Genomic DNA, 22,099 nt, shown 5'->3' on the forward strand with positions numbered 1-22,099 from the left:
GCACCTCCGGCGATCTTCGGAACCGTCCGGAGATTACTGCATCCGATCTTGCGCGGTCTATGGTCAGACCTCAGCTTCCGAGCATGTGGGCCGATGTACATGTGTGGGGAAGGTGCAGGTCTGGCGCTGGTGGCTCGCGGCCGGAGTGCTCGCGATCACCGCCTACTACCTCATGCCCGAGGGCAGCACGGCAGGCACGCTGATCTACAGCGGTATCGGCCTGGCCAGCGGCCTCGCCATCCTCGTCGCGGTCCGCCGGTACCGGCTGCCGAGGCCGGGCATGTGGTATTGGATCGCGGCCGGCATGTTCGCCAACACCATCGGCGACATCCTCTACGACCACTACAAGTACGTGCTGGACAAGGAGGCCTACCCGTCGTTCGCGGACGTGTTCTACCTGGCCTCCTACCCGTGCACGCTGATCGGCCTGCTGCTGCTCGTGCGCGGCCGCCGCGGCAAGATGGCCGAGCTCGTCGACGCCGCGATCGTGGCGACCGGGCTGAGCCTGGTGTTCTGGGTGTTCGTGCTGCACCCGATGGCCGCCGCGACCGCGGCCACGCTCACCGGCGTGATCAGCACCGCCTACCCGGCCATCGACGTCCTGCTGCTCGCCCTGCTGGCCCGGCTGTTCACCGACGCCGCCAAACGCACCCCCAGCACCCTCCTGATCGGCCTCGCCACCGCGCTGCTGCTGGCCGCCGACATCGGCTTCTCGCTGCTGACGCTGCACGCCGGGACCGACCCGCGCCCGCTCGACGCGCTGTTCCAGCTGTCCTACCTGTGCTGGGCCGCCGCCGCCCTGCACCCCTCGCCCGCCGCCCCGGCCGAGGACGAGGAGGCCAACGGCGTCGGCCGGGGCCGGCTCGCCCTGTTCGGCGCCTGCTCGCTGCTCGCCCCGGTGCTGCTGTTCGTGCCCCAGGTCGGCATGGACGGCCTCGACCGGTCCGTCGTCGCGGTCGGTTCGGCGGTGCTGTTCCTGCTGGTCATCGCCCGGATGGCCGGGTTCGCGAGCTTGCTTCGCCGGCAGTCCGCGACGATGCGCCGGGCGGCGCTGCAGGACGACCTGACCGGGCTGGCCAACCGCCGCCGCTTCGACCTGGACCTGCTCGACGCGCTCGCGCACGGCCCGGTGCACGTGGTGTTCCTCGGGCTGAACGGCTTCAAGAACGTCAACGACGAGCTGGGCCGGCCGGTCGGCGACCGGGTGCTGCGCCTGATGGCCGGGCGCCTGCAGCGCGTCGCCCCGGCGGACTCGCTGGTGGCCCGGCTGGGCGGCGACGAGTTCGCGGTGCTGTTCCCGGAGGCGCAGGCCGGGCGGCGGCCCGCCGAGCTGGTCGCCGCGCTGCGCGAGCCGGTGCTGGCCGGCGGTCACGAGTTGCTCGTCGGGGTGGCCGCCGGGGTGGCGGAGAGCGCCGGGGACCAGACCGATCCGGTGGAGATGGTGCGGCGGGCGGAGGCGGCGATGCACGCCGCGAAACAGACCGGAGAGCCCGTACGCCGGTGGACCGCGGCCCTGGACGAACGCGCCGGCGAGCGGGCCCGGATGGGCGCGGAACTGCAGGCCGGACTCGCCGACGACCAGTTCCGGGTGGTGTACCAGCCGATCGTGGACGTGCCGTCCGGGCGGGTCGCCGCGGTGGAGGCGCTGGTCCGCTGGCAGCATCCGGAGCGCGGCCTGGTCCCGCCGATGGTCTTCATCCCGGTCGCCGAGCAGAACGGGCTGATCGTCGAGCTGGGCGAGTGGATCCTGCGGACCGCGTGCGCGCGGCTCGCCCGGTGGCGCGCCGGGCTGGGCGACGAGGCACCGGGCAAGGTCAGCGTGAACGTGTCGGCGCGGCAGCTGTCCCGGCCGGGCTTCGCGGACACGGTCGCGGCCGCGCTCGCCGACTCCGGGGTGCCCGCGCACTGCCTGGCCGTGGAGGTCACCGAGACGGCGGTGTTCGAGGGCGGGCAGGCGGTCACCGCGCTGCACGAGTTGCGGGCCCTGGGCGTACGGATCGCTCTCGATGACTTCGGCACCGGGCACTCGTCGCTCGGGCTGCTACAGACCGTGCCGGTGGACATCCTCAAGGTCGACAAGTCGTTCGTCGACCGGATCACCGAGGCGGGCCGGCACGCCGTCATCGCCGAGGCGCTCATCCAGGTGAGCGCGGGCCTCGGCCTGGACGCGGTGGCGGAGGGCGTGGAGACGGCCGCGCAGGCGGAGGCGCTGTCCCGCCGCGGCTACCGGCTTCTGCAGGGCTACCACTTCGGCCGCCCGGTCGCCGACCCGGACTTCGCGCTGGTCCGCGCCGCCGCCAGCTGACCCCGGCATCCCGCGAGCGCGATGAGCGCTCTGCCCAGCGGCTATCTGTCCGCCGAATAGAAGACGACTCCGCCGAAGTGGCCGGCGCCGCGGCCGGTCTCGGCGACGCCGTTCAGGCCCGCGTCGTGCAGCGCGCCCAGGATCTCGTCGCGCGCGCTGCCGTGCCGGCCCCTTCCCCGGCCGGGCATGTGGACGAGGTCGGCGACGTGCAGCTGCCCGCCCGGGCGCAGCACCCGCTTCACCTCGAGCAGCGCCCGGGCCCGCTCGTCGTCGCCGAGGTGGTGCAGCATCAGCGACGAGAGCACGCGGTCGAACGACTCGTCCGGCAGGGGCAGGGCACCGGCGTACGCGCGCTGGTAGGTGATCGGCAGTTTCCTGCGCGCGGCCTTGCGCCGTGCTCTCTTGAGAGCGCCCTGGTCCGGATCGATGCCGGTCGCGTCGACGGCCGGTCCGCGGCGGGCGAGCGCCGTCAGGACGTTGCCGGTGCCGCAGCCGATCTCCAGCACCCGCTGCCCGGCACGCAGGTCGGCCCGGTCGAGCAGCTGCTCGTGGATGCGTCCGACGCGGGTGATCCGGGTGAACGGGTCGTAGAGGGGCAGCAGCCACGTGCGTCCCATCGGCGGTAGGTACGGCTGCTCGGTCTGTTGTGTCATGATGCGCTCCCGCTGTCGATCGGACGAAATTTGGTCGTACGCTCAGCCTCATGCGGACACCGCACGGGGGCAACGACGGATTTGTGGGCGCGATACGACAATCTGTGGTTCGCGGTGCGGAGGTGCCGGTGGTCTCGTTCGGCCTTTCGCCCGGCGTCGCCCCGGTCGCGACCGGCCGCCTGCCGTTCGCGTCGCCGCCGCACGGGGCGCACGCGCACGACTTCCTCGTGTTGTGCTACGCCCGGCGCGCCGCCGGGACGGTGCTGATCGACGGGCGGACCTGGACGGTGGCCGACGGCGACCTGTTCGTCCTCGCGCCCGGGCAGGTGATCTCGTTCATCGCCACCGATCAGTTCGTGACCGACGGGTGGGTGGTGTGGTTCCCGGCCGATGCGGTGCGGTCCGGGGCGTATTCGTCGTGGCGTACGCACCCGTTGTTGTTCCCGTTCGCGCGCGGGGCCGACCGGGCGCAGCGGCTGCGCGTGCCGGCGTCCGCCGTGCTGGACGCCCGGTTCGCCGCGCTCGACGCCGAGTTGCAGGGCCGCCGCGACGGTTACCGCGAGGCCGCGCTCGCCCACCTGACGCTGCTGCTGGTGGACGTCGCGCGGCTCTCGACGGACGTGGCCGGCCAGTTACGCTCGGCCGACGAGCCGCTGCTCGCCGCCGTGTTCGACGTCATCGAACAGCGCTATCACGAGCCCATCTCGCTGTCCGATGTGGCCGTCTCGCTGGCACTGACGCCCGGGCATCTCACCACTTTCGTACGCCGCCGCACCGGGCGCACGGTGCAGCAGTGGCTGGCACAGCGCCGGATGCAGGAGGCACGCGCCCTGCTGACCGACACGGATCTGACGGTGGCGGCGATCAGCCGGCGAGTCGGCTACCCGGACGTGAGTTACTTCATCCGGCGCTTCCGATCCGACCACGAGATGACGCCGGCGCGGTGGCGCGCGGCGGCCGCCTCACGACCGTAGCCACTCCAGCAGGTCCCGGTTGATGACCTCGTGCTGCGTGGTGATCATGCCGTGCGGGTACCCCTGGTACGACTTGAGCGTGGCGTTCCGCACCAGCTTGGCGGTCAGCGGACCGGCGTCGTGGAACGGCACGACCTGGTCGTTGTCGCCGTGCATCACCAGCGTCGGCACGGTGATCTTCTGCAGGTCACCGGTGAAGTCGGTCTGCGAGAAGGCCACGATGCTGTCGTACGCCGCCTTCGCGCCGCCCATCATGCCCTGCCGCCACCAGTTCTCGATGAGGGCCTCCTGCGGTTCGACGCCGGGCACGTTGAAGCCGTAGAACGGGCCGGAGGCGATGTCTCGGTAGAAGCCGGAGCGGTTGGCGGCCAGCTTCGCCTGGAAGTCGTCGAAGACCTCCTTGGGCGTACCCTCCGGGTTGGCCTCGCTCTTCACCATGATCGGCGGAACCGCGCTGATCAGCACCGCCCGCGCCACCCGGCTCTCGCCGTGCCGCCCCAGGTATCGGGCCACCTCGCCGCCGCCGGTGGAGTGCCCGACGTGGATCGCGTCGTGCAGGTCGAGATGGTTGACCACGGCGGCCAGGTCGTCCGCGTAGTGGTCCATGTCGTGGCCGTCGGCGACCTGCTCGGACCGCCCGTGGCCGCGGCGGTCGACGCCGATGACGCGGTACCCGTGGTTCAGGAAGAACATCATCTGCGGATCCCAGTCGTCAGATGACAGCGGCCAGCCGTGGCTGAACACGATGGGCTGCCCCGACCCCCAGTCCTTGTAGTAGATCTGGGTGCCGTCATTCGAGTTGATGAAAGGCACTGCTCCCCCTTGAAGACGTGAGCGTCCGGACGCTCTCCGTTACGTCATGTCCCCAGCCTTCAAGGGACTGCCTGATCCGGCAAGACACGAGCGACTCAATGATTAGCTAGATCGGCTCAAACCCACCTCGTCGGGCAGATGCCGGACGAGGCGGTGCGGCCTGGTCATCGTCCCGGGCTGAGGCGGCTCTCCCAGACCGGCTGCCGCGGCTCGTCGTTGTGCACGATGAAGTCGGCGTGATCGGTCGGGCGGGCCCTCGCGAAGTAGAGCTGCTGCGCGGGGAGGTAACGCTCCCGCCAGCGTCGCTCGACGTCGGCCCGGGACGACACCCTGCGCTCCCGGGTCACCGCGCGAGCCACCGTCTTCTCGGGGGTGGTCGACACGAAGACGCGCAGATCCCACCGATCGATCAGTTCCGGGCGCATGAGGAAGACACCGTCGAAGACCAGCACGGCGCCGGCGGGTGCGGTCGTGACCGGCGGCGACACCACGCTGTCCGTGGTGCGGTCGTAGACCGCGTGCCGGAAGCGGCGATCCCCGCCCGGACCGAGCGGATCGAGCAGTACCCGGTTCAGCGCGTGGTAGTCGTGGGCGTCGAAGTAGCAGCCCTCGGCCGAGTACTCGCCGCGCCGGTAGCGCCGAGCTCGGGGAAAGAGGAAGTCGTCGATCGACGCCCGGATGACGTCTCGGCCCCGCGCGCTTAGGACGGCGGCCAGCTCATCGGCGAGCGTGGTCTTGCCCGCGGCCGGCGGCCCATCGACCGCGACCCGCGCCGGGTGGCCGAGCGCGACCGCATCGGCCAGTCCGCCGAGCAGCTCGTCGCGCGTGCCTCCCACGACGCTCATCGGCTCGCTGCGAAGTGCTCACGCAGCTTGTCCGCGTACGGCAGGCGCTCCTCGTTGAACACCCGCCCACCGTATCCCGTCTCCGGCGGCTCGCCCCGGAGACGGGAACGGCGGTGCGCTACTTGCCGATCATGAACTGGTCGACGGGCAGCGCACGGTTGACGATGCGGACGTCACCGACCGAGCCGTGGAAGATCTGGTCGATCTTGCCGCCGTACTCGTAGCCGCCCAGCATCCACTGCAGACCGAGCGTGGCGATGCCGTTGGAGACAGTGTCCGGGTTGTCGATGGTTTCGGCGCCCTCCACGTACAGCGTGGTGTGCCGGCCGTCGTTCACCACGGCCACGTGCCACCAGGTGTCCTCGGGCAGGCTGTGACCCCAGTTGGTCGTCGGGCTCTTCTGGTTCAGCGGGTAGACGTTGAACTGGGGTTCGCGGCCGTCGGAGAAGCTGAGCGAGGCCACCGGCTCCTGCAGGTCGGTGTTGGCGCCGCTCTTGCCGGCCTTGCCCGCCTCACCCCACCGGCTGAGGACCGCCGACCAGGCGTTGTTGCTGGAACTCCAGTCCAGCGGGAACTTCACGAACGCCTCGATGGTGAACCCGCGGCCGAACGTCTCGGCGTTCAGCGCAGCCTTCGCCGCGGTCGTCAGATACGCGCCGTGCAGCGGGTTCTTGCCGCCGGCGAAGGTCAGGCTGGCGTGCGCCGGCTGGTCGGGGTGGTGGTCGGCGGACCAGACCAGCGCGTGGTTCGCCCCGTCGCCGAGGTCCCATTCGCCGAGTTGCAACAACGCGTCGCCCGAGTTCGCGGTGATGGCGAGCCGGTAATAGGCGTACGCGGTCGTGTTGGTGAAGGTGTAGGTGTTGGTGGCCAGCCGGGCGCTGAAGCTCTGCCCGGTCTGCGCGTCCAGGTCGGTCCACGCGTTGCCGTCGGCCGAGCCCTGCAGCGTGAAATCCTTGGGATCGCGGCCCGGTTCGTCGTTCGCGGAGGTCAGCGAGTACGACCGCGCCACCACCGGCTTCGCCATGCGGTAGGTCACCGAGCCGGTCGTGTCGAACACCAGCCACTTGGACGACGGGTTGCCGTCCTTGAGGTTCACGGCAACCTCGTTCGGCGCGTTCTCGGCGCTCGCGGTTACCGCGCTGACCTGGTCGCGCAGGCTGCCGAGGACCGCGGCGCCGACCGACTCCAGCGTCAGGTCGTTGCCGTGCCCGGACAGGTCACGGATCGTCTGGTCCGCGGTGACCGGGGTGCCGGGCGCGCCGCCGCCGTCGAAACGCCAGTACGCCAGGGTGCCCGGCACCAGCAGCTTGCCGGCCGGCCGGGACGCCCGCTGCGGGACCGGGATGAAGCGTGCGAACCGCTGCTCGAAGTCGATCGGCACGGAGAAGTCGTCGGTGGCGGTGGTGAGCCGCGCCTGCTGGGCGGCGAGCACGTTACGCTTGTCCGGGTCCTGGGCCAGGATCCACGGCGCGACCGTCTCGACGTCGATGATGTTGCGGTCCAGGTCGAAGTGGTAGAGCCGCAGCATCGCGGCACCACCGTAGTAGCGATTCTGGTAGTTCGTGAGGTGCAGGTGCACGTCGTTGCCGGCGGCGTTCTGCCTGGTCATCCGCGCGGCCGGCCAGTAGTGGCCGTTGAGGGTCAGGAAGATCTGGTCGTTGTCATTGATCAGCTTGTTCCAAACCGTTTGCCCGTACGAGGACAGCGATGCGTTGTTCTCCGGATCCCCGTATACGTAGGGGAACACGTTGTCGCCGTAGTTCGGGGCGACGATCTCGTGCGTCGTCAGGATGACGGGGAGCTTCGGGTGCGCCTTGATGAAATTGTCGGCCCACGCGAAGCCCTGGTCGGTGGTCCGCCAGTCCAGCGCCAGCACTAACCAGTCCTGGCCGGCGGCCCGGAAGATGTGCGCGGTGTTGTAGCCGCTCGGGTCCGACCCGGCGAACGTCTTCGCGCGCTTGAACCGCTGCGGCCCCATGGTCTGCAGGTACGAGGTCGAGCCGCGGCTGTCGTCGCCGCTCACGTCGTGGTTGCCGGCCAGCACGCTGTATCCGACGCCCTGCGCGTCCAGCAGCTCGAACGCCTTGCCGACCTCCTGGAACGAGGACGGGTCGGCGTCCTCGGTCAGGTCACCGAGATGCGACATGAAGACGATGTCGTTGCCGATGATGTAGCGGAACGACTCCTCCTGCGGCTCGCGGTTGACGCTGTGCTGGCTGCCCCAGTACAGAAACTGCGTGTCCGGCATGACGGCCAGCGTGAACTGCCGGCTCGTCGTGTCCGGGTTCCACTTGCCCTTCTGCGCGGACGACCGCTCGGCGTCATCGGCGAACGCGGGCGTGGCGGCGGTCGCGCCCAGGGCGGCGGCTCCCGCACCGGCCAGCGCCGCGTTACGCAGGAACCCGCGCCGGCTCTGCCCCGCCTGCCGCGCGTCACCGCCTTCATGATGAACGGACATTGCTCTCCCCCTCCGGGCGAAAATTCAGCGACCGGAGGTTCCCAGAGCCGATCCAATGGGGAGCAGACACCAGGTAACACGTTATGATCAACTGGCTGACCAGCCTCAGCCCGCGCCGGAGCGTCCGCGTCCATTATGTGGGATGAACGTCCGCTGAGCGGGACCGGCGCCCACATCGTGGCGACGAGTTCACAACGTGAGATTTTGCTCCACTATGGACATCCTTTCCTCCCGTTTCTAGGCCTTTGTTCGGCTGGTTTTCCTGGCTTGACGCGGACCTTGGAGACTTATGGCTCGCATGTGGGCACAACTCTCCAAGGTCGCCGCAAAGTTCAGAGTGTGGTCGCGAACGCCACATTGTGGGATGCCGCCCGATACCAGGCAGAGCCCGGGCTGGCACGATGCATACCGGCGAGCGGACACCCCTCAGTGAGCCGTGCCGACAAAATCCGGATTTTTCGTATGACGACATGAAAAGTCATTCCAGGCCGCCCGCCGACACCCCGGCCGTCGAGGACGTGCGGCGTGAACGGGAAACCACCTGGCCCCCCGTAGCATTCGATCGTGACGGAGACGAGGCGGGTTCGGGGTGTCTTGTTCGATTCGGGTGGGGTGCTGTTACGGCCGGTCGGCGGGCGTTGGAATCCGCGGTACGACTTCGAGGAAATCGTCACGGCGCATCACCCCGGGACTCCGGTCGAACTGTTCCCCGCGGCGTTCGCGGCGGGCCGGCGGGTGCTGGACGCGAGCGCGACGACGGCCAACCGCACCGAATACCACCGGGCGATGCTGCGCGTGCTGGGCGTCGACGAGCCGTCCGCCGAGCTGCTCCGGGAGCTTGAGGCGCCGGCCGCCGGGGAGGTATCGGCACCGCCATCCGTCCCGGTGATCAGGTCACTGGACGAGTTGCCGTCGATTGTCTCTGGTACGTCCTAGCCGCGTGGTTGACGTCACCGGCGTTCCGGTGAACCACCGGAACCCGTTAGCGTCACATTGCCGTGGTGCTCGCATACCAATTCAACGAGCCGTACGAAATCCTGACGGCCGTCGCCGGCTTCTCCGGCCGGATCACCATGCAGGGGCTCGGCGACGGCGTGATGCTGACGCGGGTTCGATCCGACGGTTCGGTCCGGACCGTCCCGAGGAACCGCCCCGGAACCCGCACAATGGGCAACGACCTGCTGATCTTCGACATGCACTTGGGCGGCGGCGCTCACGTGCGCCACTACGGCGAGGAGTCCGAACTCACCGCGGGCACCGCCCTGCTGTACGAAGGGCGCGGCCCGTGGGAGCTGACCACCACCCGCGACGGCGACGACTTACTCCTGCAATTCCCGCGCGGCATGCTACCGCTGCGTGCCGGCGAGATCACCGAGAGCTGCGCGCGCGTGCTGGACCTCCGGGCGCCGGCCCTGCAGGTGCTGACCGGTCATCTCGAATGGCTCGAATCAGCCGCCGACGACTTGAGCGCCCGGCAGCGTGCCGACGGCGGCCGGGCCGCGCTGGACATGCTCACCACGATCCTGCAGAACGCCGAGACCGTGGCCGCCGAGGAGCAGGTGCGCATCGAGACGTTGCAGGCGTACGTGCTGGAGCATCTCGCCGACCCGGGCCTGACCACCGTGGAGCTGGCCCGCCGCCACCGCATCTCGCACCGGCAGGTCTACCGCCTTTTCGCCGGCACCGCGACGACGCCGAGTGCCTTCATCCGCGACCAACGGCTCCGCGCTGCACAATCCATTCTGACCGATCCCCGAAGTGCCGAGCTCGCCATCTCCACCATCGCGGAAAGCACCGGCTTCGTCGAGGTGCGAACCTTCGAGCGAGCATTCCGCCGCGCGTTCGGGCTGACTCCGGCGGCCTGGCGGCAAACACAATGAGCGCGCGGATGACTGAACGATGCGCGGTCCGGTGCGTTTCCCTTAGCGCGCGGGACGATCCGTACTCCGAAGCTTGAGGTGCTGTTGGAGCGACGCTTCACCCCGGCCACGTGGGTCGACACGTGGTGGTCTTGCCCGGCCTTCGTTAATCAACAGGCCGGGCAAGGCCCGCATCGTCATCGATGAATAGCTGAGGGAAACCGCACATGAAGCCGGGCGGCCAGGCAGTCGTCATCGGGGCAAGCGTCGCGGGACTGCTCGCGGCGCGCGCGTTGAGCCCTTTCTTCGAGACGGTGACCGTGCTGGATCGAGACACTCTCCCGTTGTCGCCGGTCCCACGGCGTGGGGTGCCGCAGGGCCGGCACGTGCATGCGTTGGCCGCCCGGGGAGCCGCGGGCCTCGAAGCACTGTTTCCCGGCTTCCTCGACGACCTGGCCGTGGCCGGCGTCCCGCACGGCGACGCTCAGGGCGATGCGGTGTGGTATCTGGACGGGCACCGGATGGCGCACGGCACGGTCGGTCTGCCGCTGTACCTGGTGACCAGGCCGCTGCTGGAGCACCTGATCCGGCAGCGCGTGCGGGACCTGCCCAACGTCGTGCTCCACCCGGAGGTCGAGGCGACCGGAGTGATCGTCGCAGGCGGGCGCGTCACCGGCGTCCAAGCCGGGCGTCCACTCCCGGCGGACCTGGTCGTCGACGCGGCGGGGCGCGGTTCGCGGGTGCCGGCGTGGCTCGGCCGGCTGGGCTATCCCCCGCCCGAGGAGACGACGATCCGGGAGAACCGGGTCTATGTGACCCGCCATTTCGAGGCGGACCCGGACCTGCTGGACGGCAAGCTGATGGTGGGCTCCACCTCGTACCCGGGCGTACCCCGAAGCGGCAGCGCCGTACGTCAGGAGGGCGACCGGATCGCGGTCATGATTACCGGCCGTGCCGGCGAGCAGCCACCCACCGACGACGACGGCATGATCGCGTACGCCACCACCCTCGCGGCACCGCAGATCGCCGAAGTCCTGCGGACGGCAAAGCCACTCGATCGACCGACCACGATGCGCTACTCGCAGAGCTCGCTCCGGCACTTCGAGAAGCTCGTCGAGGGCTACCTCGTCGTCGGGGACGCGTTGTGCAGCTTGAACCCCACCTACGGGCAGGGCCAGGCGATCGCGGTCCTGGAGGCGGAGCTGATCGTGTCGCTGCTCTCGACCGGGCACGGCGACCTGGCTTCTCGTTACTTCCACCAGGTCGCGACGTTGCTGGCCGAGCCGTGGGCGCTCACCGCCGGCCGGCCGGATCAGGCGGCGGGCGGTTACCTGACCCGGTTGCGCGCCGCGACGGCGACGGATCCGGACCTGAGCGGCGCGTTCCTGCGCGTGGCGAACATGGCGGCGCCGATCGCCTCCTTGTTCACCCCGGACGTACGACGCCGCGTCCCGCCGGCTCCGTGATTACCGGCACATGCCCTCATTTTCCGGCACATCACCGCTGTACTGTCACGTTTCGTAACCCCGGGGGGAACGGAGAAGGCGCACGACTAGCGGGAGCCTGCGTTTCAGCGTCCTGGGACCGCTGCGCGCGTGGCGCGGCGAGGTCGAGCTGGACCTCGGCCCACGCCAGAAACGTCTCATCCTCGCGTTGCTGCTGGCACGCGGCGACGACCCGACCGGCACCGGCGAATTTGTCCGCCTGCTGTGGAGTGAGGGCACGCCGCGCAGCGCGGTCAACACGGTCCACCGCTACGTCGGCGCGCTGCGACGGCTCTTCGAACCGGACCTGCCCGCCCGCACCCCCGGGCGCCGGCTGGTACGCGACGACCGGGGCTACCGGTTGATGGCACCGCCGGAAGCGGTCGACCTGTGGCTGTTCGCGCGCCGGCTGTCCGCGGCCCGGCAAGCGGCGGCCGACGGGGACCAGCAGGCGGCGGCGCGGCTCTACCCGAGCGCGCTGGCGCTCGTGCGCGGCCAGTGCGCGGCCAACGAGACGGCCCACGGCAACCGCCACCCGGCATTTACCGCGGTCGACCTGGAGGTTGTCGCGGCGGCGCAGGAGGCGGCCACGTCGGCGCTACGGGCCGGAAACACCGAACGCCTGCTGCCCGCGTTGCGACGGGTAGCCGCGCTGCATCCCCTTCACGAGCCCCTGCAGGCGGCGTTGATGACGGTGCTGGCTGCCGACGGCCGGCAGACCGAAGCCTTCCACCTGTACGAACAGAAGCGCGCACTGCTGTCCCGGGAACTCGGCGTGCGCCCGGGACCGGAGCTGAGTTCGGCTCACCTCGCCGTGCTGAGGCGACCGATCGCGCCGGCGTCGGGGGCCCGGCGCCCGGACAGGATGACGACGGACGGCCTCCATCGATTCACCGTGCTGGGCCGGGTCCGGGCCTGGCACGGCGATCTCGAGATCGACCTGGGCACCCGGCAGCAGCGCGAGGTCTTCGCCCTGCTGGTGCTTCGCGCCGGGCGGGTGGTCCCGGTCCAGGAGTTCGTGGTGTTGCTGTGGGGGGACGCTCCCCCGCCGAGCGCGGCCAACAGTGTCTATCGTTTTGCCGGTTCCCTGCGCCGGATCCTCGGCGGCGGGCCGGCCGTGCTACGTCCCGGCGACGGTGGCTATCGGCTCGATCTTCCGCCCGGAAGCACCGACCTCGACGTTTTCCGACGACTCCTCGGTCAGGCCAGGGCGGCGACATCCGGCGTCGAGGCCCGCGCCAAATTCGCCGCGGCGTTCGAGCTGGTCTCGGGCCGGTACGGCGGCCGGCCCGCCGACCGAGCTCAGCCCGCGGTCTTCGCCGCCATCGACGAGGAGATCGCGGCGGCGCTGCACGAAGCCGCGCTCACGCGGCGGCCTTCGGCTCCCGATCACGCACCCGGCGCGAGTGAGACGGCCGCGCCGCCGGCTCTTCGTCGCCGGTCGAGTAGGCACCGTCCCGCAGAGCCCGCAGCGCGTAATGGGCCCGGGACTTGACCGTCCCGATCGGTGTTCCGAGCCGCTTCGCGAGCACCTCGCTCGATTCCCCGCCGACGTGCACGTCCAGCAGCAACTGTCGCTGCCCCGACGTCAGGGCCCGCCACGCCAGCGGAATCGAGACGGCCGCCAGAGCACTCGCCATCGTGTCGTCGTCGGCCGGCCTGGTCCGCGCCTTGGCGAGCTCGACCTCGGGCGGCCGGGCATTCCGCCGCCGTACCGCGTCGATGGTGAGACGCCGCGCCACCGTGAAGAGCCAGCTCAACGTCGACGGATCGTCCTGAAGATCATCCACGTGTTGCCAGGCGCGCAACATCACCTCCTGGAACAGGTCCTCGGCGGCATGCCGCTCGCCGTTGGCCAGCTTGCGAAGAAAACGCATCAGCGGCGCCGAATGACTGCGGTAGATCTGCGCCATTCGCTCCCGGCGAGCCGAATCGTCGGGCGGCTCCGGCGAACGAAACGATTTCTCGGGTACCACGGTCGGACCTCTCAGGTCACGGAGGAACGAAGTCGTCACCCGCGACCTTACGCACCGGCCGGTGGATTTTTACTGAGCAAGGATCCCGCTCGCATTGACTACCGCATGCGACCGCGCCGAAACCTCACGTACCGGCGGGAAGATTGCGACGCGCGCGAACCAAATTTACCGCTGATACGCTTTCCGAACGAGTACAAAAGGGTGGGTGCCATCGATTCCGACCTGCGTTTCCAGATCCTCGGAAAGGTCCGTGTCCGCCGCGGCGAACGAGACCTGACGCCGACCGGGATGCAACAGAAGACAATCCTCGCCTTGCTACTGGCCAATGCCGGGCAGGTGGTTTCGCCGTACGCGCTGGTCGAGATTCTCTGGCCGGACGAACCGCCCGCCCGGGCGATGAACATTCTGCATCGGCACATCGTGGCGTTGCGGCGGCATTGGCAGCCGGATCTCCCGAACCGATCCGCGGGACGCTGGTTGCTGCGGCAGGCCGGTGGGTACCGGCTCGCCGTCGCCGAGGACTCGCTCGACCTGCTGCACTTCCGCCGGTTGATGACCGAAGCGGGCGCCGACGACACCGGGTCCGGTCTGCGGACATACGCCGAGGCCATCAATCTGTGGCAGGCGCCGGCGGCGGCGGACCTCGATCCCCGGGTCCGCGCGCACCCCGACATCGTCGAGGTCCGCTACGAATTCGGTGCCGCTTCCCGTGACTTCGCGCGCGCCGCCGTCCGTCTCGGCGAAGCGGCGTACGCGCTGCCGGTGCTCTTGCGGGCCATCGAATGCCAGCCTTTCGACGAGACGTTGCAGGCCCGGCTGATTCGCCTGCAGGCGGCCGCCGGACACCGCGCGGACGCGCTCGATCGCTACGAGTGGCTGCGCGAACGACTGGCCGACGAGTTCGGCGTCGACCCGGCGCCGGAGCTACGCGAGGCGTACGAAAGCGTGTTTTGCAACCGCGCGAACGACCCCATGGAAACGGGAACGGATGCGCGGGCAGGAAGTTGCCCGCCGCCCGAATAAGTGATTATGGGCACATGCCTGCATGTCCGGCATGCGGGCATCGGTCTCGTCGTTGCTCCCTGCGTGGAGACGCACGATGAAACGATCCGGCTGTGCTACGCGACGGCGACGCGAAAAGCATCGAGACGCCTGACCGCCCTGTATGACGAGGTGATGGCACCCTCCGGGCTGCGGTCGACCCAGTTCGCCATTCTCGGCGAACTCGCCCACGCCACGTCGCTCACGATCAACGAGCTGGCGGAACTCCTCGTGATGGACCGATCGGCGCTGGGTCACTCGTTGCGGCCGCTGCAGCGCGACGGCCTGATCAGCCTGGACAAGGACACCACCGATCGGCGCAGCGTGAACGTGTCGCTGACCCGCGAGGGCCGCCGGCGGTTCACCAAGGCAACGGTCCTGTGGAACGCGGCCCAGGAACGTGTCGAATCGGCGCTCGGCCTCACGCAGGCGGACCGGTTGCGCACCAAGCTGCTCGGCATCGCCACCGACGACCGCCTCACCACACCCTGACCCACATTCATTCCCGGTACGCCTCGACGACGCCCAGTGCGGCGCGATACGCCACCGGATGCCGGCAGATCGCGATGCCACCGTCGGCGGCGACGTTGAGCATCGGGTGACCGTCGGCCGACCACGAGTCCAGGCGGTTGAGACCGGCGATGGCACCGGTCATGTCCGGGGATGCGGCGGCCAGCAGCGTGACCGTGCCGTCGACGTGCACCCACGTCGGGTCACCTCCGGCCTCGTGCAGCTCCGCCAGGTCCGCGACGGCGTTCAGGTTGTCGAACCCACCGGCGCCGGCGTCGCCGCACTCCACCGCCACGATTGTCGGACCGTGTATCCGGGCCAGCGCCCGCCGTAACGCGTCCGGACTGATGCCGTTGCGGGTGTCGGAGTCCACGGTGACCACCGAACGGTCGCCGAAGCCGAGGATGCGCAGGGCCCGCCGCAGGTGGGCGGGCGCTCCGGCCTTGACGACGACGGTCACCGCCGGTGCCCCGATCAGTCCGTCGGCCTCGACGTCCCATCCCGCCTGCAGCAGCACCTCGTGCCGGGCGGCGGCGAGGCAGGAGACCGTAGCCATCTGACCACCCGTGACGAAATCGACGGAGCTCAGCGGCGGGAGCCCGAGAAGGTCGACGACGACCCGCTCGGCCGCCCGGCGCTCGGCGTCGAGTGCTGACTTCCGGTCGGAGCGCGGCATCGGTTACCCCGGGACGAGAACGCGGAACTTACGTACGGCCCAGAGTCCTTCGAATGTGGGCACACCCCCCAGTGATTACAGGCACATGCCCATACGAGAACTTTCGCCAGGCCGAGCACGTGGGGTGTCCGTCGTTACTAAGGGCGTATGCCCATTCTGAGGCATGCTGAAAGGGTGTCCACCCGAATTCGAGCCGAGGAAAAGGAGCTTGATCCATGCGAGCACTGCAATACGACGTATTCGGCGACGCCGTCGAGGTGCTGAAGCTCGTGGACCTGCCCGAGCCCGGCGCACCCGGCCCCGGCGAGGTCCAGGTCGCCGTGCTGTACGCGCCGCTCAACCACCACGACCTGCTGACCATCGCCGGGACCAAGAAGCCGAACCCCGCACTCCCGGCGGTGGCCGGCAACGAGGGCCTCGGCCGGGTGGTCGCGACCGGCCCCGGCGTCGGCAACGTCGAACCCGGCGACATCGTCGTGCTCCCACTGCTGCTGGGGACCTGGCGGGAGCGGATGACCGCGCCCGCGCACGGACTCACCCCGCTTCCCGACGGTGATCTGCAGCAGTTCTCCATGCTCGGCAGCAACACGCCCACCGCCGGGCTGGCACTGTCCGAGTACGTGCCGCTCGCCAAGGGCGACTGGGTCGCGCAGTCCAGCGGGAACGGCGGCGTCGGCCGCAACCTCATCGCCCTGGCCAAGGCGCGCGGGTTCCGGACGGCGAGCCTCGTACGCAGGCCGGAGCTCGTCGACGAGTTGCACGCCGCCGGGGCCGACGTCGTCGTGGTCGACGGGCCGCACGCCGCCGCCGAGATCGCGAGCGCGACCGGCAACGCCCCGATCCGGCTCGCCGTCGAGGGCGTCGGCGGCCGCGTCGCCGACGAACTGCTGGGCCTGCTAGCGCCCGGCGGCACGCTGCTGCGTTACGCCGCCCGGGACGAGATCGACCAGGACGGCAGCGCGGCGGCCCGCGGCATCCACATCGACCGGCTCTCGGTGGCCGGCTTCGACTACGCGACGAAAATCGTCCCGGTCATCGCCGAAGCCGTGCCGTTGATCGAATCCGGGGCGCTGCGGGTGCCGGTCGAGGCCGTCTACGGCCTCGACGAGATCCGCACCGCCATCGCCCACCTCAAGCGCGGCGGCAAGATCATCCTCCGGGTTCCGGACCAGGGCCAGAGACCCGCCTGACCAGCGCCGCCCGCGGACTGCCGGGTCCGGGGACAGCCGGCCAAGGAGGCGGCAGGACTCACCCGCTCAGCTTTGCGCGTGCACGGCCAGCAACAGCGCGATCGCCTCGGTCAGGCGGTACGCGTACGGCAGGTTCAGGAACTCGTCGAGCGCGTGCATGTTCGAGTCGGGGCCGACCGCGCCGGTCACCACGAACTGCGCGGCCGGGAACCGCTCGGCCAGCATGCCGATGAACGGGATGCCGCCGCCCACGCCGACCGTCGCGTTCGGCTTCCCGAAAACCTGCGAGCCGATCTCGTCCAGCGCCGCGGTCAGCCACGGCGCCGGCGCGGGCGCGTCCCAGCCGTCGATCAACATCAAATCCGAGACCTCAACCGTCGCCCCGTACGGGACATCGGTGGTCAGGATTTTGGTCAGCGCGCCGGCTGCCGCCTCGGCGGAGACTCCCGGAGGCGTACGGAAGCTCAAGCGCAAGGTGGTCGCGGAGCGCAACACCGCACCCGCTACCTCCGGTGCCGGCATGCCCGCGGCGCCGATCACCGAGAGTGTGGGCCGCCACGTGCTGTTGAGCAACAGCTCCACGTCGTCGTCGCTGACCCGCCGAGCCGTCCCGGTCAGCGGGAACGAGGCGCCGACGCCCGGCTGCAGCGCCGCCAGCAGTGCTGCCTCCTCGCGCCGGATCGCGGGGATCGGCACGTTCATCTCCGGAACGGTCACCGCGCCGGTCGCCGAGTCCTCGACCCGGTCCAGCAGCTGGCGCATGATCCGGAAGGAGCTGGGCACGATGCCGCTGGCGACACCCGAGTGCAGCGGCGTGTCCAGGATGCGGACCGTGACGGTGGCCTGCACCGCGCCGCGTAGCGAGGTGGTCATCCACAGCCGCTCGTAGTCGAGGCCCATCGAGTCCAGGCAGATCACCAGCGAGACCTCGCCGATCCGGTCGGCCAGGTCGGCGAGGTAGTCCTCCAGGCCGACGCTGCCGGACTCCTCGCAGGTCTCGAGCAGTAACACCGTACGGGCGTGCGCGCGCCCCGCCGTCAGAGCGGTGACCGCCGCATATGCCGCATAGCCGTCGTCGACCGAGCCGCGCCCGTAGAGCCGCCCGTCCCGGACCACCGGCTGCCACGGGCCGAGACCCTCCGACCAGTCACCCAGCGGCGGCTGCTTGTCGAGATGGCCGTAGATGACGACGGTCCCGCCCTCGGCCGGTCCGGCCGCCTCGGCGAACAGCAGCGGCGTCCGGCCGGGACGCTCGATGACCTCCGCGGTCAGCCCGTCGTGCGTGGCGATCCATTGCCGCACGTGCTCGGCCGCCGCGAGCAGATGACCTTTTTCCCACCATTGCGGGTCGTACGCCGGGGACACCGCCGGAATCTCGATCAAGCCCGACAGGCTGGGCAGCACGTCGGACTCCCACCGGCTCGCGATATCAGTCATTGCCGTTACTCCGTTTCCTGGCACCGCCGGGCACACGCTGGGACTGGTAGTGGGGACGCCGTCCAGCGAGCAGACAGTACAAGTCAAGCGTCCGGACGTCCCCGGACAGGATGGGCATGTGCCCGTGATCACCCGTCCGCCGGGTGGTTCGAATCACGCCGCCCGCCGCGACTGAACAGATCGTGGGTTGGTGCGTTCCCCTCAATCGCCGCCGCGGCTCGATCATCAGAATGCCCTCCGCGGCCGCGGCGGCGCCCGGCCGGATCGAGGTATCTCCACCCTCGATCCGGTCCGGCGCTCAGGACCGGCACCGACGTCCGACAGTCAGGCCGATACGGGACGGTGACGAATAATCCGCGCGGCACGAGTGAGCGATCATCGCGCATCTATACCGGGGTGTCGGCCGACACCTTTCCCCGCCATAGCCAAACGACGGCGATCGCCTTTACCTTGGTTAAGGGCACATGCCCACATTAACCAAGACGGGAGGGGTCATGACCGACACGAAGCATGACGTCCACAATGCCCACGAGCACGTCCATGGCGAGGACTGCGGACACGCGGCCGCCGAACATCTCGGCCACGTCGACTACATTCATGACGGCCATCGCCATCACGCGCACGAGGGCCACTACGACGAATGCCACCTCGAAGCGCACGAGACCGCGAACGAACGGCACCCGCACGTGCACGGCCCCGGCTGCGGACACGCCGGCGTCCAGCACGGCGATCACGTCGACTACCTGCATGACAACCACGTGCACCAGGAGCATGACGGGCACTACGACGAATGCAGCTCCGAGACGCACGTGACGGCCGAGACCCACGACCACGTGCACGGCGACGACTGCGGCCACGAGGCGGTCACCCACGCGGATCACGTCGACTACGTGCACGACGGCCACCGGCACGCCGCCCACCAGGGCCATTACGACGAGCACTGACAAGAAAAGGGAAGGGATTCGCCATGTCCACTGATCTGACGCGCTACGACGCGACCGAACTCGCCGAATTGATCCGCAAGGGAGAGGTCTCCTCGGTCGAGGTGGTGCGCGCGCACCTGGACCGGATCGCGGCTGTCGACGGCAAGACCAATGCGATCGTCACGATTGCCGGCGGCGCGCTGGAAGCGGCCCGGGCCGCGGACGCGCAGCAGGCCGCGGGCGCCGAAACAGGGCCGCTGCACGGCGTGCCGTTCACCGTGAAGGACGGCTACGACACCGCGGGTGTACTGACCCAGCGCGGTTCCCCCATTTTCGCGGGGCGGGTGCCGGACACCGATGCCACGGTGGTGGCGCGGATGAAGCGGGCCGGCGGAATTCTGCTGGCGAAGACTAATCTGCCCGAATTCTCGTACTGGATCGAGTCGGAGAACCTGCTTTCGGGTGCGACGAACAACCCGTACGACCTGAATCGCAGTTCCGGTGGTTCCAGTGGTGGGGAGTCCGCGGCGATCGCGGCCGGGCTGTCGCCGATCGGTATCGGCAGTGACCTTTCCATTTCGGTACGGGGTCCGGCCGCCGATACCGGAATCGTGGCGCTCAAGCCCACGCACGGGCGCATTCCGATGACCGGTTTCTGGCCACGGGAGCCGCGGCGTGACTGGCATGCCGGTCCGATGGCCCGCACGATTCGGGACCTCGCGCTGGCCTACCCGCTGCTGGCCGGCCCGGACGGCGCCGACGGCTTCTCGGTGCTGCCGCCCGAGTACGACACCGGCCTGGGCACCTCCCCGAGCCGGCCGGTCCGGGTGGGCTGGCTTGTCGACTCCGGCCTCGGCCCGGTCGACCCCGAGGTCGCCGCCACCGTACAGAAGGCCGCCGCGGCGCTGCAGGAGGCCGGGGTTCAGGTCGACGCGGTGGACATCCCGGCCCTCAAACGCGACAACCCCCTCGATCTGTGGAGCCGGCAGCACATCATGGAGATGAAGCCGCCGGTGCGGGAGGTCACCGCGGGTCACGAGGACCAGATGTTCACGCCGTCCAAGACCATGCTGTCGACCCCGGACACCCCCATCGCCGAGTACGTGGACGCCGAGCAGGGCGTGGAACGGCTGCGGGACGGCTTCGCCGACTACTTCCAGCGGTACGACGCCCTGCTGCTGCCGGTCACCACGATCCCCGCGCACGAGCACCGGCTGGCCCAGATCACTCTCGACGGCAAGACCGTCAGCGCCTTCCACGTCAGCTCCACGACGGTTCCGTTCAGCGTCACCGGCCTGCCCGCCCTGGCCATGCGGTTCGGCACCACGCGCGACGGGATGCCCATCGGCGTGCAGCTGGCGGCCAGCTGGTACGCGGAGTCGACGATCCTCTACCTCGCCTCGCTGCTGGAGTCGCTCAGCCCGGTCCGCGGAGTGTTTCCCTCCCTCTGACCTTCGCGTGCTATATAGGGGCATGTGCCCGTAACTACCGCATGCGGGCACGAACGCTCTGGAAAGGAAGTCTCGCAATGGCAAGAAGCATCCTGGTCACCGGCGCGACCGGCAAGACCGGCGAGTACGCGACGGCCGCGCTGCTGCGGCGGGGCCTGCACGTCCGGGCACTGGTCCACCGGGCCGGTGAGCGCTCCGAGAAGCTCACCGCGGCCGGCGCCGAGGTCGTCGTCGGCGACCTGTTGGACCTGGACTCGGTCAGCCGGGCGGCCGACGGTGTCGACGCCGCATACTTCGTCTATCCCGTCGCGCCGGGCCTGCTCGAGGCCACCGCCACGTTCCTGCAGGCCGCCGAGGAGAACGGTGTGCGGTCCATCGTGAACATGTCACAGATCTCGGCCCGCCGCGACGCCGTCAGCAACGCCGCCCGCCAGCACTGGGTGGCCGAGCGGCTCCTCGACCACTTCGGCGGCACGGTGACCCACCTGCGGCCGACCTTCTTCGCCGAGTGGCTCATCAGCACGTTCGACCGGAGCACCGGCGAGCTTCGGCTGCCGTTCGAGGACGCGCGTCACGCGCCCATCGCGACCGAGGATCTGGGCCGCGTGATCGCCGCGGTGCTGGCCGACCCGGAACCGCACGCCGGCAAGAGCTACCCGCTGTACGGTGCGGTTGAGCTCGATCATCACCAGATGGCCGAGATCATGACCCGGGTTCTGGGCCGGCACGTCACCTATGTGCCGGTCGAGCTCGACGAGTTCCAGGCGGGTCTGGAGAAGCGCGGCGCCGACCCGCACTTCGTACAGCACATGGTCAACATCGCGATCGACTACCGCAACGGGATCTTCACCGGCAACAACGACGTGGTTCGTACGATCACCGGTACCGGCCCGCTGATGGTCGACGCCTTCATCGAGCGGAACAAGCCGGCCTTCGCCGACAGCGCGAACTGGAATCGACGCTGACACACGGCCGCCGCCGACGTGTTCGGCGGCGGCCTCACAGCGACGTGAGCCGGTCGTCCTGAGCGATCCGGAGCAGCCGGCCGCGCAGCTGGTCGGCCTGCTGAAGCCCGACCACCTCGGCGACCCGGTCCTGGGCCGAGCGCCAGAGCACCATGCCGCTCGCCAATCGCTTGCGCCCCACGGCGGTGATGGTGACGTTGACGCTGCGCCGGTCGGTGGTGTCCTGGTCCAGGCTGATGAGCCCGTCGCGCTGCAACGGCCGTAGCGAATGCCCGAGTGCCGAGCGATCCATGACGAGGGCCTCGGCCAGCTCGTTGATCGAGATCGGGGCGCTGCGGGCGAGTTCGCGGAGAATGGCGAACTGCGTCGACCGGAGACCTGACGGGGCCATGACCTCGTCGTACAAAGCGGTCAGGCGCCGTGACGCCTTGCGCATCGCCGTCGCGTAGCATTGGGGGCCGGTTTCGCCGGCTTCATTCGGGGACTGTTTAGCCACGAGGATCTCCCTTCCGCACACAGTCTATAACGGCATGTGCCCA

Annotated in this window: 19 protein-coding genes and 1 pseudogene; 12 read left to right on the forward strand and 8 right to left on the reverse strand. The window is 69.6% G+C overall.

Annotation, left to right across the window (positions count from 1 at the left end; genetic code table 11):
• The first annotated feature begins 103 nt into the window (after positions 1-103).
• Positions 104-2,305 (forward strand): bifunctional diguanylate cyclase/phosphodiesterase, encoded by a 2,202-nt coding sequence (locus tag HH310_RS31505; RefSeq protein ID WP_312034437.1) that lies wholly within the window; start codon positions 104-106, stop codon positions 2,303-2,305.
• A gap of 41 nt (positions 2,306-2,346) precedes the next feature.
• Here the strand turns inward: HH310_RS31505 and HH310_RS31510 are convergent, their stop codons facing one another.
• Positions 2,347-2,958 carry a class I SAM-dependent methyltransferase gene (locus tag HH310_RS31510; protein WP_169179353.1) on the reverse strand — a complete coding sequence of 204 codons (612 nt, stop codon included), beginning with the start codon at positions 2,956-2,958 and terminating at the stop codon, positions 2,347-2,349.
• A 122-nt stretch (positions 2,959-3,080) separates the two neighbouring features.
• On the opposite strand from HH310_RS31510, the gene HH310_RS31515 reads away from it, so the two are divergent.
• Positions 3,081-3,932 (forward strand): AraC family transcriptional regulator, encoded by an 852-nt coding sequence (locus tag HH310_RS31515; protein WP_169179410.1) that lies wholly within the window; start codon positions 3,081-3,083, stop codon positions 3,930-3,932.
• On the opposite strand, the gene HH310_RS31520 is transcribed toward HH310_RS31515, so the two are convergent.
• From HH310_RS31520 to HH310_RS31535, 3 genes are all read right to left on the reverse strand, one after another.
• A complete protein-coding gene (locus HH310_RS31520) occupies positions 3,921-4,745 on the reverse strand; it encodes an alpha/beta fold hydrolase (protein ID WP_169179354.1) in 825 nt (274 codons plus the stop codon). The two genes, HH310_RS31515 and HH310_RS31520, sit on opposite strands and share 12 nt — an antisense overlap.
• Positions 4,746-4,909: 164 nt before the next feature.
• Positions 4,910-5,590 (reverse strand): cytidylate kinase family protein, encoded by a 681-nt coding sequence (locus HH310_RS31525; RefSeq protein ID WP_169179355.1) that lies wholly within the window; start codon positions 5,588-5,590, stop codon positions 4,910-4,912.
• Between the two features lie 118 nt (positions 5,591-5,708).
• On the reverse strand, positions 5,709-8,048 hold the full coding sequence (locus HH310_RS31535) for a LamG-like jellyroll fold domain-containing protein (protein ID WP_248294617.1): 2,340 nt from the start codon (positions 8,046-8,048) through the stop codon (positions 5,709-5,711).
• A gap of 564 nt (positions 8,049-8,612) precedes the next feature.
• Here HH310_RS31535 and HH310_RS31540 point away from each other — a divergent pair.
• The 4 genes and pseudogenes from HH310_RS31540 to HH310_RS44325 all read left to right on the forward strand — a co-directional run.
• Positions 8,613-8,984 (forward strand): hypothetical protein, encoded by a 372-nt coding sequence (locus HH310_RS31540; RefSeq protein ID WP_169179356.1) that lies wholly within the window; start codon positions 8,613-8,615, stop codon positions 8,982-8,984.
• 65 nt (positions 8,985-9,049) lie between these two features.
• On the forward strand, positions 9,050-9,928 hold the full coding sequence (locus HH310_RS31545; protein ID WP_169179357.1) for a helix-turn-helix domain-containing protein: 879 nt from the start codon (positions 9,050-9,052) through the stop codon (positions 9,926-9,928).
• A 206-nt stretch (positions 9,929-10,134) separates the two neighbouring features.
• Positions 10,135-11,373 carry an NAD(P)/FAD-dependent oxidoreductase gene (locus HH310_RS31550; protein ID WP_169179358.1) on the forward strand — a complete coding sequence of 413 codons (1,239 nt, stop codon included), beginning with the start codon at positions 10,135-10,137 and terminating at the stop codon, positions 11,371-11,373.
• Between the two features lie 382 nt (positions 11,374-11,755).
• Positions 11,756-12,199, forward strand: a pseudogene (locus tag HH310_RS44325) (BTAD domain-containing putative transcriptional regulator); the annotation flags it as partial.
• A 556-nt stretch (positions 12,200-12,755) separates the two neighbouring features.
• Here HH310_RS44325 and HH310_RS44330 read toward each other — a convergent pair.
• Positions 12,756-13,268, reverse strand: coding sequence for a sigma-70 family RNA polymerase sigma factor (locus HH310_RS44330; RefSeq protein WP_248294618.1), 513 nt, complete (start codon positions 13,266-13,268; stop codon positions 12,756-12,758).
• On the opposite strand from HH310_RS44330, the gene HH310_RS31560 reads away from it, so the two are divergent.
• Positions 13,230-14,390, forward strand: coding sequence for an AfsR/SARP family transcriptional regulator (locus HH310_RS31560; RefSeq protein WP_169179360.1), 1,161 nt, complete (start codon positions 13,230-13,232; stop codon positions 14,388-14,390). The two genes, HH310_RS44330 and HH310_RS31560, sit on opposite strands and share 39 nt — an antisense overlap.
• Before the next feature lie 63 nt (positions 14,391-14,453).
• Entirely contained in the window at positions 14,454-14,900 is a 447-nt protein-coding gene (locus HH310_RS31565; protein ID WP_211192845.1) for a MarR family transcriptional regulator, read from the forward strand.
• Between the two features lie 7 nt (positions 14,901-14,907).
• On the opposite strand, the gene HH310_RS31570 is transcribed toward HH310_RS31565, so the two are convergent.
• On the reverse strand, positions 14,908-15,594 hold the full coding sequence (locus tag HH310_RS31570) for a pyridoxal-dependent decarboxylase (RefSeq protein ID WP_169179362.1): 687 nt from the start codon (positions 15,592-15,594) through the stop codon (positions 14,908-14,910).
• 215 nt (positions 15,595-15,809) lie between these two features.
• Here HH310_RS31570 and HH310_RS31575 point away from each other — a divergent pair, with 215 nt between their 5' ends.
• The gene (locus HH310_RS31575) at positions 15,810-16,784 is read left to right on the forward strand and encodes a zinc-dependent alcohol dehydrogenase family protein (RefSeq protein WP_169179363.1); all 975 of its coding nucleotides are present in this window, start codon (positions 15,810-15,812) and stop codon (positions 16,782-16,784) included.
• Positions 16,785-16,850: 66 nt separating this feature from the next.
• Here the strand turns inward: HH310_RS31575 and HH310_RS31580 are convergent, their stop codons facing one another.
• Positions 16,851-18,221 (reverse strand): M20/M25/M40 family metallo-hydrolase, encoded by a 1,371-nt coding sequence (locus tag HH310_RS31580; protein WP_169179364.1) that lies wholly within the window; start codon positions 18,219-18,221, stop codon positions 16,851-16,853.
• 494 nt (positions 18,222-18,715) lie between these two features.
• On the opposite strand from HH310_RS31580, the gene HH310_RS31585 reads away from it, so the two are divergent.
• The 3 genes from HH310_RS31585 (at position 18,716) to HH310_RS31595 (ending at position 21,560) form a co-directional block, all read left to right on the forward strand.
• Positions 18,716-19,165, forward strand: a complete 450-nt coding sequence (locus tag HH310_RS31585; protein WP_211192846.1) for a hypothetical protein — start codon at positions 18,716-18,718, stop codon at positions 19,163-19,165.
• 23 nt (positions 19,166-19,188) lie between these two features.
• Complete coding sequence (locus HH310_RS31590; protein ID WP_169179365.1) at positions 19,189-20,595, forward strand: amidase; 1,407 nt, start codon at positions 19,189-19,191, stop codon at positions 20,593-20,595.
• A gap of 77 nt (positions 20,596-20,672) precedes the next feature.
• Positions 20,673-21,560 (forward strand): NmrA family NAD(P)-binding protein, encoded by an 888-nt coding sequence (locus HH310_RS31595; protein ID WP_169179366.1) that lies wholly within the window; start codon positions 20,673-20,675, stop codon positions 21,558-21,560.
• 34 nt (positions 21,561-21,594) lie between these two features.
• On the opposite strand, the gene HH310_RS31600 is transcribed toward HH310_RS31595, so the two are convergent.
• Positions 21,595-22,056 (reverse strand): MarR family transcriptional regulator, encoded by a 462-nt coding sequence (locus HH310_RS31600; protein WP_211192847.1) that lies wholly within the window; start codon positions 22,054-22,056, stop codon positions 21,595-21,597.
• Between the last annotated feature and the right edge of the window lie 43 nt (positions 22,057-22,099).

The sequence above is a fragment of the Actinoplanes sp. TBRC 11911 genome, assembly GCF_012933445.1.
In the GTDB taxonomy this organism is placed as follows: Bacteria; Actinomycetota; Actinomycetes; order Mycobacteriales; family Micromonosporaceae; genus Actinoplanes.

Bases quoted from the DNA above. Each gene is read 5' to 3' on its own strand.
- HH310_RS31510 (WP_169179353.1), bottom strand. From the start codon at position 2,958: ATGACACAACAGACCGAGCAGCCGTACCTACCGCCGATGGGACGCACG.
- HH310_RS31525 (WP_169179355.1), bottom strand. From the start codon at position 5,590: ATGAGCGTCGTGGGAGGCACGCGCGACGAGCTGCTCGGCGGACTGGCC.
- HH310_RS31535 (WP_248294617.1), bottom strand. From the start codon at position 8,048: ATGTCCGTTCATCATGAAGGCGGTGACGCGCGGCAGGCGGGGCAGAGC.
- HH310_RS31550 (WP_169179358.1), top strand. From the start codon at position 10,135: ATGAAGCCGGGCGGCCAGGCAGTCGTCATCGGGGCAAGCGTCGCGGGA.
- HH310_RS31560 (WP_169179360.1), top strand. From the start codon at position 13,230: ATGCCGCTCGCCGTTGGCCAGCTTGCGAAGAAAACGCATCAGCGGCGC.
- HH310_RS44330 (WP_248294618.1), bottom strand. From the start codon at position 13,268: ATGCGTTTTCTTCGCAAGCTGGCCAACGGCGAGCGGCATGCCGCCGAG.
- HH310_RS31570 (WP_169179362.1), bottom strand. From the start codon at position 15,594: ATGCCGCGCTCCGACCGGAAGTCAGCACTCGACGCCGAGCGCCGGGCG.
- HH310_RS31575 (WP_169179363.1), top strand. From the start codon at position 15,810: ATGCGAGCACTGCAATACGACGTATTCGGCGACGCCGTCGAGGTGCTG.
- HH310_RS31580 (WP_169179364.1), bottom strand. From the start codon at position 18,221: ATGACTGATATCGCGAGCCGGTGGGAGTCCGACGTGCTGCCCAGCCTG.
- HH310_RS31585 (WP_211192846.1), top strand. From the start codon at position 18,716: ATGACCGACACGAAGCATGACGTCCACAATGCCCACGAGCACGTCCAT.
- HH310_RS31590 (WP_169179365.1), top strand. From the start codon at position 19,189: ATGTCCACTGATCTGACGCGCTACGACGCGACCGAACTCGCCGAATTG.
- HH310_RS31595 (WP_169179366.1), top strand. From the start codon at position 20,673: ATGGCAAGAAGCATCCTGGTCACCGGCGCGACCGGCAAGACCGGCGAG.